15 protein-coding genes are annotated in these 14,839 nt (G+C 60.5%); 10 read left to right on the forward strand and 5 right to left on the reverse strand.

Annotation, left to right across the window (positions count from 1 at the left end; all coding sequences use genetic code 11):
• The 6 genes from atuC to QR290_RS20745 all read left to right on the forward strand — a co-directional run bounded on the left by atuC (position 1) and on the right by QR290_RS20745 (position 6,616).
• A complete protein-coding gene (gene atuC, locus QR290_RS20720; protein ID WP_115078718.1) occupies positions 1–1,617 on the forward strand; it encodes a geranyl-CoA carboxylase subunit beta in 1,617 nt (538 codons plus the stop codon).
• A 29-nt stretch (positions 1,618–1,646) separates the two neighbouring features.
• Positions 1,647–2,804, forward strand: coding sequence for a citronellyl-CoA dehydrogenase (gene atuD, locus QR290_RS20725; RefSeq protein ID WP_289203503.1), 1,158 nt, complete (start codon positions 1,647–1,649; stop codon positions 2,802–2,804).
• Positions 2,801–3,598 (forward strand): enoyl-CoA hydratase/isomerase family protein, encoded by a 798-nt coding sequence (locus tag QR290_RS20730; protein ID WP_115078720.1) that lies wholly within the window; start codon positions 2,801–2,803, stop codon positions 3,596–3,598. The genes atuD and QR290_RS20730 overlap by 4 nt, the downstream gene beginning before the upstream one ends.
• Before the next feature lie 68 nt (positions 3,599–3,666).
• A complete protein-coding gene (locus QR290_RS20735) occupies positions 3,667–5,628 on the forward strand; it encodes an acetyl/propionyl/methylcrotonyl-CoA carboxylase subunit alpha (protein WP_289203504.1) in 1,962 nt (653 codons plus the stop codon).
• A 69-nt stretch (positions 5,629–5,697) separates the two neighbouring features.
• Positions 5,698–6,240 (forward strand): exonuclease domain-containing protein, encoded by a 543-nt coding sequence (locus QR290_RS20740; protein ID WP_115078722.1) that lies wholly within the window; start codon positions 5,698–5,700, stop codon positions 6,238–6,240.
• A 91-nt stretch (positions 6,241–6,331) separates the two neighbouring features.
• A complete protein-coding gene (locus QR290_RS20745) occupies positions 6,332–6,616 on the forward strand; it encodes a pyrimidine/purine nucleoside phosphorylase (protein WP_007940055.1) in 285 nt (94 codons plus the stop codon).
• A 71-nt stretch (positions 6,617–6,687) separates the two neighbouring features.
• Here the strand turns inward: QR290_RS20745 and QR290_RS20750 are convergent, their stop codons facing one another.
• Positions 6,688–7,494, reverse strand: coding sequence for an MOSC domain-containing protein (locus tag QR290_RS20750; protein WP_115078723.1), 807 nt, complete (start codon positions 7,492–7,494; stop codon positions 6,688–6,690).
• 89 nt (positions 7,495–7,583) lie between these two features.
• Positions 7,584–8,519 (reverse strand): chemotaxis protein CheV, encoded by a 936-nt coding sequence (locus QR290_RS20755; protein WP_003226705.1) that lies wholly within the window; start codon positions 8,517–8,519, stop codon positions 7,584–7,586.
• Between the two features lie 452 nt (positions 8,520–8,971).
• Between QR290_RS20755 and QR290_RS20760 the strand changes: the two genes are divergently transcribed.
• From QR290_RS20760 to QR290_RS20770, 3 genes are all read left to right on the forward strand, one after another.
• The gene (locus tag QR290_RS20760) at positions 8,972–9,442 is read left to right on the forward strand and encodes a hypothetical protein (RefSeq protein ID WP_115078724.1); all 471 of its coding nucleotides are present in this window, start codon (positions 8,972–8,974) and stop codon (positions 9,440–9,442) included.
• A 483-nt stretch (positions 9,443–9,925) separates the two neighbouring features.
• Positions 9,926–10,819 (forward strand): sensor histidine kinase, encoded by an 894-nt coding sequence (locus QR290_RS20765; RefSeq protein WP_289205317.1) that lies wholly within the window; start codon positions 9,926–9,928, stop codon positions 10,817–10,819.
• A complete protein-coding gene (locus tag QR290_RS20770) occupies positions 10,816–11,475 on the forward strand; it encodes a response regulator (RefSeq protein WP_115078726.1) in 660 nt (219 codons plus the stop codon). The genes QR290_RS20765 and QR290_RS20770 overlap by 4 nt, the downstream gene beginning before the upstream one ends.
• On the opposite strand, the gene yegS is transcribed toward QR290_RS20770, so the two are convergent.
• Positions 11,459–12,376, reverse strand: coding sequence for a lipid kinase YegS (yegS, locus tag QR290_RS20775; RefSeq protein WP_115078727.1), 918 nt, complete (start codon positions 12,374–12,376; stop codon positions 11,459–11,461). The genes QR290_RS20770 and yegS overlap by 17 nt on opposite strands.
• Positions 12,377–12,690: 314 nt before the next feature.
• On the opposite strand from yegS, the gene QR290_RS20780 reads away from it, so the two are divergent.
• Positions 12,691–12,999, forward strand: coding sequence for a hypothetical protein (locus QR290_RS20780; protein ID WP_205350827.1), 309 nt, complete (start codon positions 12,691–12,693; stop codon positions 12,997–12,999).
• A gap of 50 nt (positions 13,000–13,049) precedes the next feature.
• Here QR290_RS20780 and QR290_RS20785 read toward each other — a convergent pair whose 3' ends face one another.
• Both QR290_RS20785 and moaB read right to left on the reverse strand, forming a co-directional pair.
• The gene (locus tag QR290_RS20785; RefSeq protein WP_289203505.1) at positions 13,050–14,276 is read right to left on the reverse strand and encodes a molybdopterin molybdotransferase MoeA; all 1,227 of its coding nucleotides are present in this window, start codon (positions 14,274–14,276) and stop codon (positions 13,050–13,052) included.
• Complete coding sequence (moaB, locus tag QR290_RS20790; protein WP_085744951.1) at positions 14,260–14,799, reverse strand: molybdenum cofactor biosynthesis protein B; 540 nt, start codon at positions 14,797–14,799, stop codon at positions 14,260–14,262. Before moaB ends, QR290_RS20785 begins: the two co-directional genes overlap by 17 nt.
• Positions 14,800–14,839: the final 40 nt, after the last annotated feature.

Raw genomic sequence — 14,839 nt, forward strand, 5'->3', positions numbered from 1 at the left:
ATGCCGGTCATTCAATCTCAGCTCGATCCGCACAGCGAAGCCTTCGCCCGCAACCGCGCGGCCATGCTCGCCGCCATCGAGCAAGTCCAGCAACTCGAACAGAACCTGCTGAACAAGGCCGCCGAAGCCAAACCGAAATTCGACAAACGCGGGCAATTGCTGCCCCGTGAGCGCCTGAATCTGCTGCTCGACCCGGGCGCGCCATTCCTCGAACTGGCGAGCCTGGCCGGCTATAAACTCCACGACGACAAGGACGGCAGCTCGGCCGGTGGCGGCTTGATCGCCGGCATCGGCTACGTCTCCGGCGTGCGCGCCCTGGTCGTGGCGAACAACAGCGCAATCAAGGGCGGGACGATTTCCCCGTCGGGCCTGAAAAAGTCCCTGCGCCTGCAACAGATCGCCCAGGAAAACAAACTGCCGGTCATCACCCTCGCCGAAAGCGGCGGCGCCAACCTCAATTACGCAGCGGAGATTTTCGTCGAGGGCGCTCGCAGTTTTGCCAATCAGGCGCGGATGTCGGCCATGGGTTTGCCGCAGATCACCGTGGTGCACGGTTCTGCAACCGCCGGCGGCGCTTATCAGCCGGGGCTGTCGGATTACGTGGTGGTGGTGCGCGGCAAGGCCAAGCTGTTTCTTGCCGGCCCGCCGTTGCTTAAAGCAGCGACCGGTGAAGTCGCCACCGACGAAGAACTGGGTGGCGCCGAGATGCACGCGCAAGTCGCTGGCACCGCCGAATACCTCGCCGAAAACGATGCCGACGGCGTGCGTCAGGTGCGGGAAATCGTCAGCCTGCTGAACTGGAACGAGCAACTGCCGTGGCTGCCCGAGCCGCAATTCAAGGAACCGCTCTACCCCATCGACGAACTGCTCGGTCTGATCCCGGACGACCCGAAAAAACCTTACGACGTGCGAGAAATCATTGCCCGTATCGCCGATGAATCGCGCTTCCTGGAGTTCAAGGGCGAGTTCGATCAGCAGACTGTTTGCGGCCACCTGAAGATTCAGGGCCGCGCCTGCGGCTTCATCGGCAACAACGGCCCGATCACGCCCAACGGCGCGAGCAAAGCGGCGCAGTTCATTCAGCTCTGCGACCAGAGCCAGACACCTCTGCTGTTTTTCCACAACACCACCGGGTTCATGGTCGGCACCGAATCGGAACAGCACGGCGTGATCAAGCACGGCTCGAAACTGATCCAGGCCGTGGCCAATGCGCGGGTGCCGAAACTGACGATCGTGGTCGGCGGTTCCTACGGCGCGGGCAACTACGCAATGTGCGGGCGCGGGCTCGACCCACGCTTCATCTTCGCCTGGCCCAACAGCCGCACCGCCGTGATGGGCGGCGCCCAGGCCGGCAAGGTGTTGCGCATCGTCACCGAAGCCAAGCAGCTCAAGGACGGACTGGTGCCCGACCCGAAAATGCTCGACATGCTGGAACAGGTCACCGCGCAAAAACTCGACAGCCAGTCCACCGCCCTCTACGGCAGCGCCAACCTGTGGGACGACGGGCTGATCGATCCGCGCGACACCCGCACCCTGCTCGGCTACCTGCTGGACATCTGCCACGAAGCCGACATCCGCACGTTGCAACCCAACAGCTTCGGCGTCAGCCGGTTCTGATCGCCACGGATTAAAGGAGAACAATAAAAATGACCTTCACCCCGGAACACGAAGCCCTGCGTCGCACCGTCCGCCAGTTCGTCGAACACGAGATCAACCCCCACGTCGATGAATGGGAAAAGGCCGGGCGATTTCCGATCCACGAGATTTTCCGCAAGGCCGGCGACCTCGGTCTGCTGGGGATTTCCAAGCCGGAAAAATTCGGCGGCATGGGCCTGGATTACAGCTATTCGATCGTCGCGGCTGAAGAGTTCGGCACCATCCATTGCGGCGGCATTCCGATGTCGATCGGCGTGCAGACCGACATGTGCACCCCCGCCCTCGCCCGCTTCGGCTCCGATGAGTTGCGCGACGAATTCCTGCGCCCGGCCATCACCGGCGAGCAGGTCGGCTGCATCGGCGTCTCGGAAGTCGGCGCCGGCTCCGACGTCGCCGGACTCAAGACCACCGCGCGCAAGGACGGCGACGACTACGTGATCAATGGCAGCAAGATGTGGATCACCAACTCGCCGAGCGCCGACTTCATCTGCCTGCTGGCCAACACCTCGGACGACAAGCCGCACGTCAACAAGTCGCTGATCATGGTGCCGATGAACACACCGGGCATCAGCCTCAGTTCGCACCTGGACAAGCTCGGCATGCGCAGCTCGGAAACCGCCCAAGTGTTTTTCGACAACGTGCGCGTACCCCAGCGCAATCGCATCGGCCACGAAGGCGCCGGGTTCATGATGCAGATGCTGCAGTTCCAGGAGGAACGCCTGTTCGGCGCGGCCAACATGATCAAGGGTCTGGAATACTGCGTCGACAGCACCATCGAGTACTGCAAGGAACGCAAGACCTTCGGCAATGCGCTGATCGACAACCAGGTGATCCACTTCCGCCTCGCCGAATTGCAGACCGAAATCGAATGCCTGCGGGCGTTGGTCTATCAGGCCACCGAGCAATACGTGAAAGGCCAGGACGTCACCCGACTCGCCTCGATGGCCAAGCTCAAGGCCGGGCGTCTCGGCCGCGAAGTCAGCGACAGCTGCCTGCAATACTGGGGCGGCATGGGCTTCATGTGGGACAACCCGGTGGCCCGCGCTTACCGCGACGTGCGGCTGGTATCGATCGGCGGCGGCGCCGACGAAATCATGCTGGGGATCATCTGCAAACTGATGGGCATCCTGCCGGGGAAAAAGAAATGAGCGCCCTGCCCGATTGCCAGACGCTGCGGCTGGAACGGCACAACGGCGTGTTGCACATCACCCTCAATCGCCCGGAAAGCCGTAACGCGATGAGCCTGCAAATGGTCGCCGAGTTACGCGCCGTGCTGGCCAGCGTGCGTGATGACCGCAGCGTTCGCGCACTGGTGCTCAGCGGTGCCGGCGGGCATTTCTGCGCCGGCGGCGACATCAAGGACATGGCCAATGCCCGCGCTCAGGGCAGCGATGCCTATCGCGAGTTGAACCGAGCGTTCGGGTCGTTGCTGGAAGAAGCGCAGCACGCGCCGCAAGTGCTGATCACGGTGTTGCAGGGCGCGGTGCTCGGGGGTGGCTTTGGTTTGGTGTGTGTCAGCGATATCGCCATCGCCGATCATCAGGCGCAGTTCGGTTTGCCGGAAACCAGTCTTGGTCTGCTGCCGGCGCAGATCGCGCCGTTTGTGGTGCAACGCATTGGTCTCACAGAAGCCCGCCGCCTGGCCCTGACCGCCGCCCGCTTCGACGGCCATCAGGCACGTCGCCTGGGGCTGGTGCATTTTGTCGAGCAGGATCCACAGGCGCTCGCCGAGCGGCTGGATGAAGTGCTCGACCATGTCCTCTGCTGCGCTCCCGAAGCGAATGCCGTGACGAAAAAACTGCTGTTGGCCAGTGCCGGCCAGCCGTCGAGTGAACTGTTGGACGAAGCCGCGCAGTGGTTCAGCGAAGCAGTGACCGGCGCCGAAGGGATCGAAGGCACGATGGCATTTGTGCAAAAGCGCAAACCCGGATGGAGCACCTGACCCTGTGGGAGCGGGCTTGCCCGCGATGAGGCCCTTCAATTCACCGCCAAAAACTCAGGAAAATTATCATGCCCGCCCTCCACAAAATCCTGATCGCCAACCGCGGTGAAATCGCCTGCCGCATCCAGCGCACGGCCCAGGCCCTCGGTTATCGCACGGTCGCCGTTTTCAGCGACGCCGACGCCGACGCACTGCACGTGCAGATGGCCGATCAGGCGGTGAACATCGGCCCGGCACCGGTGCAGCAGTCCTACCTGAATATCCCGGCGATCCTCGACGCCGCCCGGCGTAGCGGTGCCGACGCCATCCATCCCGGCTACGGCTTCCTCTCGGAAAATGCCGAATTCGCCCGGGCTTGCGAACAGGCCGACCTGACCTTCATCGGTCCCAGCGTCGAAGCCATCGAACTGATGGGCAGCAAACGCCAGTCGAAAATCGCCATGCTCGCCGCCGGCGTCCCATGCATCGCTGGCTATCAAGGCGCCGAGCAGGATGACGCGACCCTGACCCGTGAAGCCGAGCGCATCGGATACCCGTTGATGATCAAGGCCAGCGCCGGTGGTGGCGGGCGCGGCATGCGCCTGGTGCACCACGCCGAGGAGCTGGCGGCGCAATTGCGCACGGCGCGCTCGGAAGCCTTGAACGGTTTCGGCAGCGATGAACTGATCCTCGAACAGGCGCTGATTGAACCGCGCCATGTCGAAGTGCAGCTGTTCGGCGATCACCACGGCAACCTGATCTACCTCGGCGAGCGCGACTGTTCGATTCAGCGCCGCCACCAGAAGGTCATCGAAGAAGCGCCGTGCCCGGTGATGACCGAAGAACTGCGTCAGGCGATGGGCGAAGCGGCGCTCAAGGCCGGACGTGCGGTGAACTATGTCGGCGCCGGCACTGTGGAGTTTTTGCTTGATGCCGATGGCCGGTTTTACTTCCTGGAGATGAATACCCGGTTGCAGGTCGAGCACCCGGTGACCGAACTGATTACCGGATTGGACCTGGTGGCGTGGCAACTGTCAGTCGCCGAAGGTCAGCCGCTGCCGCTGACCCAGTCGCAGGTGAAACTCGATGGCCACGCCATGGAAGTGCGCCTCTACGCCGAAGATCCGGCCCAGGGTTTTCTTCCGCAGACCGGGCGTGTCGAAGCCTGGGCGCCGGCACTGGATCGAGGTGCGCGGATTGATCACGGCCTTATCGAAGGGCAGTCGATCTCACCGTTCTACGACCCGATGCTCGGCAAACTGATCGCCCACGGCGCAACCCGTGAAGAGGCCCGGCGCAAACTGTTGTGTGCGGTTCAAGACAGCGTGTTGCTGGGCGTGCAGAGCAATCAGCGGCTGCTCGCCAGCCTGTTGCAGCATCCGCAGTTCATCAGCGGAGAGTTCGGCACCGGGTTTATTCCGCAGCACTTTGCCGACCACGAATGCCTGCGCGGCTATTCCCCCACTGCCGAAGAGCTGGCCATCGCGGCGGTGCTGTTTTACCAATCCGCCGCGCAGCAACACCGCGCCCCTTTGTCGGGATGGCGCAATAACGCCGGTGCGCCGTTGCTCTATCGCATCGGCCTCGACGCCCGCGACTGGAACGTGCAACTGCGCGCCAGTTCAAATAACGCGTTTGAAGTGCAGGTCGCGGAGCGCGTCATCGAACTTAAACTCATCGAACACACCACCGGGGCCGTGACGCTGGAGATCGATGGCCTGCGCCAGCACCATGCCTATCGCCTGCGCGACGAGCAGCTCTGGCTGTTCACCCACCCCGGCAGCCTGCACCTGGTGGATCGAACTCACGCCGTGATCGACAGTCAGACCAGCGTCAGTTCCGGCACGTTGAAAGCCCCGATGGATGGCGCCATCATCGATGTGCTCGTCAGCGAAGGCAGCCCGGTCAGCAAAGGACAACTGCTGGTGGTGCTGGAAGCGATGAAAATGGAGCACCCGCTCAAGGCCGGCATCGACGGCGTGCTCAAGCGGGTGCAGGTCAAGGTCGGCGATCAGGTAAAAAATCGTCAGGTTCTGTTGCAGGTCGAGTAGTCGCCGCGCGCATCCGCAAGGTTTGACTACGCTCTGAATAATCAGGACGCGGAAATCAGGAACCCTGCGATGCCCCATTGGCTGGTCATAGATCTGGAAGCCACCACCGATGAGGGTGGCTGGCCGGTTACGGAAATGGAGATCATCGAGATCGGCGCGACCCTGGTGGATCGCGCCGGTCGCGAGCAGGATCACTTTCAGCGCTTCGTCAAACCGACGCGGCGCCCCTTGCTGACGCCGTTTTGCCGCGAACTCACGCACATCACCCAGGCCAACATCGACGCGGCGCAGCCGTTGAGCGATGTCTGGCCGGCGTTCGAACGCTGGCTCGGTCAGCACCAGACGCGCCTTGAAGGCTGGGCGAGCTGGGGCGATTACGACCGCAAGCAACTGCTTCAGGAATGGCAGCGCCTGCAACTCGACAGCGCCCTGAGCCGGGTGCCGCACATGAACCTCAAACAGCGTTTCGCCAAGGCCCGACGCCTCGAACGGCCGCTGGGCCTCAATGGCGCGTTGCAACTGGCGGGCATGCAGTTCACCGGTCAGCAGCATCGGGCGCTGGAAGATGCGCGCAATACCGCACGCCTGCTGCCACTGGTGTTGCCACTTTAGACAGATGACGACGCCCGGTGCCTTGTGCATACTGGCCGACCCTTTTTGACCCTTTTTGACCCTTTTAAGCCATTTTCGAGAGGAATCGCCCATGTTTAAAGTCAACGAGTACTTCGACGGCACCGTCAAGTCGATCGCTTTCGGCACTGCTGAAGGCCCTGCGACCATCGGCGTCATGGCCCCGGGCGAATACGAATTCGGCACCAGCCAGCGTGAAATCATGCACGTGGTCTCGGGCGCACTGACTGTCAAACTGCCGGACAGCAGCGACTGGGAAACCTTCGCCGCCGGCAGCCAGTTCAACGTGCCAGCCAACAGCAAGTTCCAGCTGAAAGTGGCCGTCGACACCGCTTACCTGTGCGAATACCGCGGCTGAAACACCGGTTTCCAGCGGTCATGAAAAATGCCCGTGTCCACGGACACGGGCATTTTTCGTTTAAGAGCGGGTTATTCGAGGATTTCCACCGGCATGCCGACTTCAAGCCGGCCGTTGCTGTCGTTGACCAGATTCTGGCCGAACATCGCGCCGTCAGCCTGGGCACGGGTTTTCTGCAGGGTCGCCAGTGGCTCACGATCGGCGCTGCGTTCACCGGTCTTCGGGTCAATGGTGGTGAGAATGCAGCGCGAGCAGGACTTGACCACGCGGAACTCGACGTCGCCGATACGAATCCGCTTCCAGCCGTCCTCGGCGTAAGCATCACTGCCTTCGATCACCAGGTTCGGCCGGAACCGCAGCATTTCCAGCGGACGCCCGACTTCCTGTGACAGGTGTTGCAGTGATGCCTCACCGATCAGCAGCAGCGGGAAACCATCGGCGAATGCCACTTGGTCGTCATCGTTGCCGTACCCGGCCTGGGTCGTACGAGCACGCTCAAGCGGCACTTGCACCAGACGCGTCGGCTTGCCGATGAATTCGCTGACCCAACGGGCCGCCTCCTCGCCGGCATCCGGTACGCGCAAGGTATCGCGCCAGATGGTTACACCACGCAGATCGTCGTCGCTGCCGGGCAAGGCGACATCGATTGCCGAATGCCCTGGCGCGCTGAGCGTCAGGCCGCCGCTGGCATTCCACAGCGCCGACAGCTGGCTCATTTTCGCTTCGGCACGCTGGGTCAGGAATCGCCCGCTGGCCTCGTCCACCAGCATCCAGCGTCGGTCGCCCTCAAGCCCCAGTTTGTCCAGGCCGATCCCTTGCAGGACCTCGCCCTTGGCGGATTTCAGCGGGTAACGATAAAGCGCGCTCAGACGCAGCATGGCCAGCTCCCTGGTGGGTCAAAACGCCACCCTATACGAGCTTTGTCAGCGAATCAAAGGCTGACGCAGGGTCAGCCTCGACAGGTTGATCAGGCCGGCACTTCGTCGAGCATCAGACGCTGGCGCACCACATCGACCAGTTTGTCCGGCTGGAACTTGGAGAGGAAGTTGTCGCACCCGACCTTCTTCACCATCGAGTCGTTGAAACTGCCGGACAGCGAGGTGTGCAATACCACGTACAGGCCACGCAGGCGTGGGTCGTTGCGAATTTCGGTGGTCAGGCGATAACCGTCCATTTCCGGCATTTCAGCGTCGGTGAACACCATCAGCAGTTTGTCGGTCATGTTCACCCCGGTGTCCGCCCAGGCCTTGAGCATGTTCAGGGCTTTCAGGCCGTCGCTGGCGATGTGCATCTTCACGCCCAACTGGCCGAGGGTGTCGCGCAATTGCGAGAGCGCCACGTTGGAGTCGTCCACCAGCAATACTTCGCGGCCACGGGCGCGTTCCAGCACCGGATCGTCGAGTTTGTCGCGGGAGACCTTGGCGTTGTACGGCACGATTTCGGCGAGGACTTTCTCGACGTCGATGATTTCCACCAGTTGGTCGTCGACCTTGCTGATGGCCGTCAGGTAATGCTGACGACCGGCGCTGGTCGGCGGCGGCAGGATGGCTTCCCAGTTCATGTTGACGATGCGGTCCACGCCGCCGACGAGAAACGCCTGCACCGAACGGTTGTATTCGGTGACGATGATCGTGCTGTTCGGGCCTGGCACCAACGGACGCATGCCGATCGCCTGGGACAGGTCGATCACCGGCAGCGTCTGGCCACGCAGGTTGACCACGCCGCAGACAAAGGGGTGACGCTGGGGCATCAAGGTCAGCTTCGGCAGTTGCAGGACTTCCTGAACCTTGAACACGTTGATCGCGAACAATTGGCGCCCAGCGAGTCGAAACATGAGAATTTCCAGGCGATTCTCACCCACCAGTTGCGTGCGTTGGTCTACCGTGTCGAGAATGCCGGCCATCAATGACTCCTGGGCTTGTTCTGATGAATTCACTATTGGGGGTTATCGGCTGAATCTGGCGGATCTTGATCCCGTCACAAATCACCAACAAAATGCCATGAGCAGGCATTGATGTCACATTAACATCATGCTTTACTGGCCCGGTGAAATCATCTGCTACATTCTCTTCGACGCGACCTCGGTTTGCGCGACAGGTTCCCGTGCCTAAGGGAATCCCCTAGTAACAATCAGGCCCAACCTGATGTTCGCGATATCCAATAGCCATTAATGTGACGCCATTCTCATTGCATGAACGGAGTCAGGCTATTGTGTGCGATCGCAGTTCAGTGGAAACACATCCTCTTGAAACCCCAGGTCCGTGCCAATGCACATCGGGGCGCGGTCTCGCGACGGTTCATGATCGTCGACACACACGGCATTCCCTCATCAGACATGACGTGGTGGAGATAAGCATGCCGAACGACCGTAGTGACTGGGCGCAGCGGTTCCCCGAATTCCTTGTCGAGGCTGAAACGCTCCTGGCCAAGTCTGAAGAATGCCTCAGCCACTTGCAGTTGATCAGCAATGACAAGGACGCCATCGACTGCATGCTCAGCACCCTCCTGAAGCTTGCGAACAAGGCCGATGCCCTGGCGCTGGAGGCGGTGTCCGAATTTTCCCTGCACCTGCATGGCCTGCTCACCCAGGTCCAGGATCACGTGGATTTGCATGCTCAGGCCCTGGAAGCACTGAAAGACTGCTTCACCTTGATGGCATGGCAACTGGAACTGGTTGACCCAAGCACCGGCCAATTGGGCCTCGATGAAAGCGAACAGGCGTCGCTCATCGAAGCCTTTGCCTGCCAGGTCGGACAGTCTCACTTCCAATTGCCGCTCAATGGCAAGCCGATGTCCCTCGTCACCTGGTCGGAGCGCCAAGCGTAACCGGGCACACCGTGGGCTGTTCAGGCCCGTCAGTTCTCGCCGTCGAATGTCGCAATTGAATAGTTCATACCTGCCCGCGACCTCTTCCAATAAATAATTACGAGCGATGAATGCAGACTATCCTCTGCAGATGTCAGGGTTTTCCTGTGTAAAAGAAAACTTGCGGTCGCATCGATAATTATCGAGTCAGGTACTTCAACTTTTCCATTATGGAACCCTCGTCCAACATGGCCTGTTTCCTGACTCTTTGGACATATAGGGCAAACGCGACCAACGGTATGTTAAGTGGTATTATGCCGGCCGTTAGTTGTTTCAGTTAATGGCATGGTGACTTCAATGATCGGTCTCCACCGAAGTTGGCGCTCAATTATCGATCACTGAACCGTTTTGAAATCAACAACCTGAATGACAGTTTTCCAGACAGAGACCGCCAGCCCTTCTGACCGGTCTGCCCGCAGCGAACATCCATTGGCTCCATCCGCTATGTACGCCAGCCTCAAGTCAATCACCACATGGCCTCCCTCCCGAGAAAATGCCCGCAGGTTCACGCTCCTGCTGTGCACGGCTTCGGCCTTGGGCAGTCTGTTGAGCTATGGCGTCTCTGCGCCGTTGTCGCTCGGCCTGCTGCTGATCAACGTGGCGGCTGCCGGCTGCGTCTGGACCCAACATCGCCTGTCGCGCAAATCCATCAAGTTCCAGCCTCAGGAACTGGCCGACCGTTTGCTGGAAGTCCAGGAAAACGAGCGCCATCGCCTGAGTCGTGAACTGCATGACGATATCGGCCAACTGCTGACCGCCGCCAAGCTGCAAAGCGAATGGCTCAAGCGCCGCCTGCCCGCAGATATGCAGGAACACTGCTCGGTACTTTGCGAGACCCTGGAAGAAACCCTAAATAAAGTCCGCGACGTTTCGGCCATTCTCAATCCGCGGCAGTTGACCAGCCTTGGCCTGGAAGCGAGCCTGCGAGCGCATTTGCTCAAGGTATTGGCCAATACTTCGGTGCACTGGAGTCTGGACTGCCAGCAGCGCCTGAATGGAATACCCGAAGAAATGGCCGTCGCTGCCTTTCGCATCACTCAGGAGGCGGTAACCAACATCCTTCGCCATGCACAGGCCAAAAACCTGTTGATCCGCGTGCAACGCCTGCCTCAGGGCCTGACCCTGCTGATCAGCGATGATGGCCTGGGCTTTTCCCCGGCAGCGAATCCGGGGCGCGAAGGACAACGGGGCATGGCCGGGATGGCCGAACGGATCGAGCAACTGGGCGGCACACTGAGCGTGACCAGCGAGCCGGGCAAAGGTACTCAAATCGAAGCACTATTCCCCTGGGCGCCCCGTGCACTCGAGCGGGCCAGTACGAATAAGGTTATGCGTTGACTTGTAACTTACTTCTGGTGGATGACCACTCGCTGATCAGGGCCGGCGTACGCGCCCTGGTGCTGGATATTCCCGGTTATGCGGTTATCGGCGAGGCCAATGACGGCTCGCAGTTGCTCGAGATGGTCGAGCTGCTGTCGCCCGATATCGTATTGCTGGATATTTCCATGAAAGAAACCGGCGGTCTGGAAGCCCTGCAGCGGCTCAGACGCGTACGCCCGCATGCCAAAGTGCTGATTCTGTCGATGCACACCGACCCCGCACTGATCATGCAGGCACTGGAGTCAGGCGCTCACGGTTACCTGCTCAAGGACACCACGGCCACCGAGCTCGAACATGCACTGGAAGCACTGCGCAACAACGAGCGCTACTTGAGCCCAGCCATCGCCCACACCGTGATCAATCAGGCGCTGACCCGCAATCTGAAGCAGCAACCGGAAGTTACCGAGTCGCATAACCTGACAGCACGCCAACTGGAAATCCTGCGCCTGATCGTACGCGGCAAGTCCACGCGGGAAATCGCCAATGGTCTGGGCTTGAGTATCAAGACGGTCGAAACCCACCGTTCGCAGATCATGAAACGCCTGCAGATCTACGATGTGGCGGGCCTGGTGTTGTTTGCCGTGCGGGAACAGATCATCAGTCTGGACGACTGAGCCGGGGCGTTGTGCTCAGCAGCGGCGAGTCCTTGGGCAAATGCACACGCAACGCTCCGGGGCGTGCCGCAAACCGCAGACTGTCGCCCTCCAGTGGCTCACCGTCGAGATTGATGCAAAGCCCTTCGGCAACCTTGATTTCAACCCACGGCAAACGGGTGCGCACGAACATGTTGTCGATGCCGAACCCGTCGCTGAGCAGATTTTTCAGCGTGCCGACCAGCTCCTGCGGCGCCGGCAGAATGCTGATATCCAGAAGACCGTCGTCGACCAGCGCTTCCGGGCACAACACATGCCCTCCACCGGCCTGACGGCCATTGCCGATCCCCAGCGCCAGAAGCTCGCCACGCCAGTGAAAGTCCGGCCCCTGCAACTCGCCGTAGGCAGCATGCAGCTCACTGAACCGCGATAAGCCGGTGAACAGGTAAGCCGCGCCGCCCAGCACTTTTTTCAGATCTTCCGACGTGTTGGCTGTTACCTGACTGCCGAACCCACCGGTGGCCATGTTCAGGAATATCTGCCCGCCGACCTCACCCAGATCGATGTCATGGGCGGGCGCCTCAAGCAATTCGAGCGCTTCGGCCGGCTCCAGGGAAATAGCCGCGGCGCGGGAAAAATCATTGGCGGTTCCCAGCGGCAACAACACCAGACTGGCCTTGCCCGGCTTGGCCGCCAGTGCTTCGGCGATGTCACGCAGGGTGCCATCTCCACCACCGGCGATGATCTGACGGTATCCCGCCGCCAGCGCCTCTTCCACCAGTCGCTGGGCATCGCCGGCCTCCCAGGTCAGGCGCACAGCCAGTTCCCAGCCCTGCTTTCGCTTGCTCTCGACAGCGGCACGAACCGCCTCGTTGAGTGCCTGCTTGCCATGCAGAATCAACAATGCCTTGCGTTCACTCATTGCGGTCACTCCCGGAATTGAATCAGTACGGAACATCTTGACCCTCTACACGGGTAAAAAAGTCGCACACCCTCTGATTAATTGCTGAGGTTCGTCCCGCCCGTCCTACATGCCGGTAATTTTTCGTACAGAACGTAAGGAATCGGCTCAATTGACCAGGCCCGGTCATTGGTACAACGTGTGTCGGCGTTAGCGATCTTCAATTCAAATACACAAGGATGTGCATGTAATGAGTGGATACAGTTTCAGGACTTTCGATGTCTTGCATTCCGGCATTTGCCAATTGCCCCCCATGGCCACAGGTGGACATTTCCATGCAAAGCCATGAAGCAAGACTATCCGTGAGTCCGGTTGCCTCTCTCTCCGAAAGTCGCGCCTGTCTTAAAGACGAATTCAAATGCAGCGCCAGAAATACTGGAGAAAACGATATGGAGCCGCGTGTCACCGAGCTGGAAACTCACCTGAAGTACATTCGACGCGATATGGACGAAGTCAGAGGAGACGTCAAAGCCATCAAGCATCGCCTTGCCTACTCGGCAGGTGCGACAGCGATGGTGCTCGGACTGTTGGGCTGGATTGCCAACAGCCGGTTCGATCAACTCGTCACACTGCTCAGCCGTTGATCCGTTGAAAGGCAGGCACCGTTCAGTGCCTGCCTTTCATATGCCTGCAATCAACCGAGAAGTTCGCTGAGCGGAATGAACGGCACCTGGTCTCCCTTGGCCAGGACTCGCCCTTCCTGCACTTCCACCAACCCCTCGGCCCAGGCAGCGCTGCGCAGAACGCCCGAACTCTGGTTACGGTAGATAATCGCCTGACCCTGCTCCAGACGGCCGCGCAGAAATTCACAGCGGTTACCGGCCTGCGGCCAGACAAATCCTGCGGGCACCGAAAACTTCAGCGGCTCGACATCCTGCACACCCTGGCGACGCAACAGATAAGGTCGGGTCAGCAAGGCGAAAGTCACCAGTGTCGAGGCAGGATTCCCCGGCAATCCAATCACCGGGACACCACGAAAATGCCCGACCGTCAGCGGCTTGCCAGGTTTTATTGCCAGCTTCCAGAGTGTCAGCTCGCCCTCTTCCCTCAATGCGATGCCAAGGAAATCCGCTTCCCCGACCGAGACACCACCGGTTGAAAGAATCAGGTCTACATCCTGAAGTTCACCAAGTCGCGCACGGGTGGTGGGCAGGTCATCAGGCAGAATACCGGCATCCACCACTTCACATCCCAGGCGCTGCAACCAGCTGCACAACAACACCCGGTTGCTGTTGTAGATCTGTCCCGGCCCCAATGTCGTGCCCGGCTCGACCAACTCGTCCCCCGTGGACAGCACCGCCACACGAACCCGGCGAATCACATCAAGCCCTGCGCAACCCAGCGATGCAGCCAGCCCCTGTTCGATCGGACCGAGTCGGGTTCCGGCAGGCAAGACCAACTCACCGACAGTCGTTTCCTGGCCTTGCGGGCGAATGTTCTGCCCGGCCACCATCGCCTCGATGAAGCTCACGCGCTCATCGGCATGAATCTCGGCGTTTTCCTGCATCTCGACACAGTCGGCACCGGCAGGTACCGGCGCACCGGTAAAGATCCGTGCGCAGGTGCCTGGCTTCAAGGGTAACGGTGCCTGCCCGGCGAAGATTTTCTGACTGACCGGCAACGGTTCGCCGGTCCAGTCGGCCAGATTCAAGGCATAACCGTCCATGGCGCTTTTCGGCCACGGCGGCAGATCCAGCGTCGAAATCAGATCCTGCGCCAGCACCCGCCCCTGAACCTGAGCCAGTGGCAAAAACTCGCATTCGACAATCCGTGAACTCTCGGCCATTTCCAGCAACCGCGCGAATGCCTCTTCAACCGGCATCAGGCTGCCGGTCTTGCCCGGCTTACCCACGGGATTCACAAGGCGCCGCCTGTTTCAAATGAGTGACGAAATTGCACGGGCGGTGGCGTGAGTCCAGTTGCTCGGCAAGGATCCCATCCCAACCGGTGCGCACCGCGTTGGTGGAGCCAGGCAGGCAGCAGACCAGCGTGCCATTGGCCAGTCCCGCCAAAGCCCGGGATTGCACGGTGGAGGTGCCGATGTCGGCCACCGAGATCTGGCGAAACAGCTCACCAAAACCATCGACCTGCTTGTCCAGCAGGCAAGCGACCGCTTCCGGGGTGCTGTCGCGGCCGGTAAAACCGGTTCCGCCGGTAATCAGCACCACTTGCACCACGTCTTCGGCAATCCAGTGGGCGACTTGCGCACGGATCTTGTAAAGGTCATCTTTGAGCAGCACTCGCTGCGCCAGATAGTGGCCAGCGGCCGTCAAGCGGTCGACAAAGACCTGACCGGAAGTATCGGTTTCCAGGGTTCGGGTGTCGCTGACCGTGAGTACCGCGATATTGAGCGGTACGAAAGGTACATCAGCCTTGGCTTTCATAGGCTCGTCCAGTTGTAGGAGAAACAGCCCGGTGTTATAT

The sequence above is a fragment of the Pseudomonas fluorescens genome (genome assembly GCF_030344995.1).
GTDB classification, from domain to species: domain Bacteria; phylum Pseudomonadota; class Gammaproteobacteria; order Pseudomonadales; family Pseudomonadaceae; genus Aquipseudomonas; species Aquipseudomonas fluorescens_BF.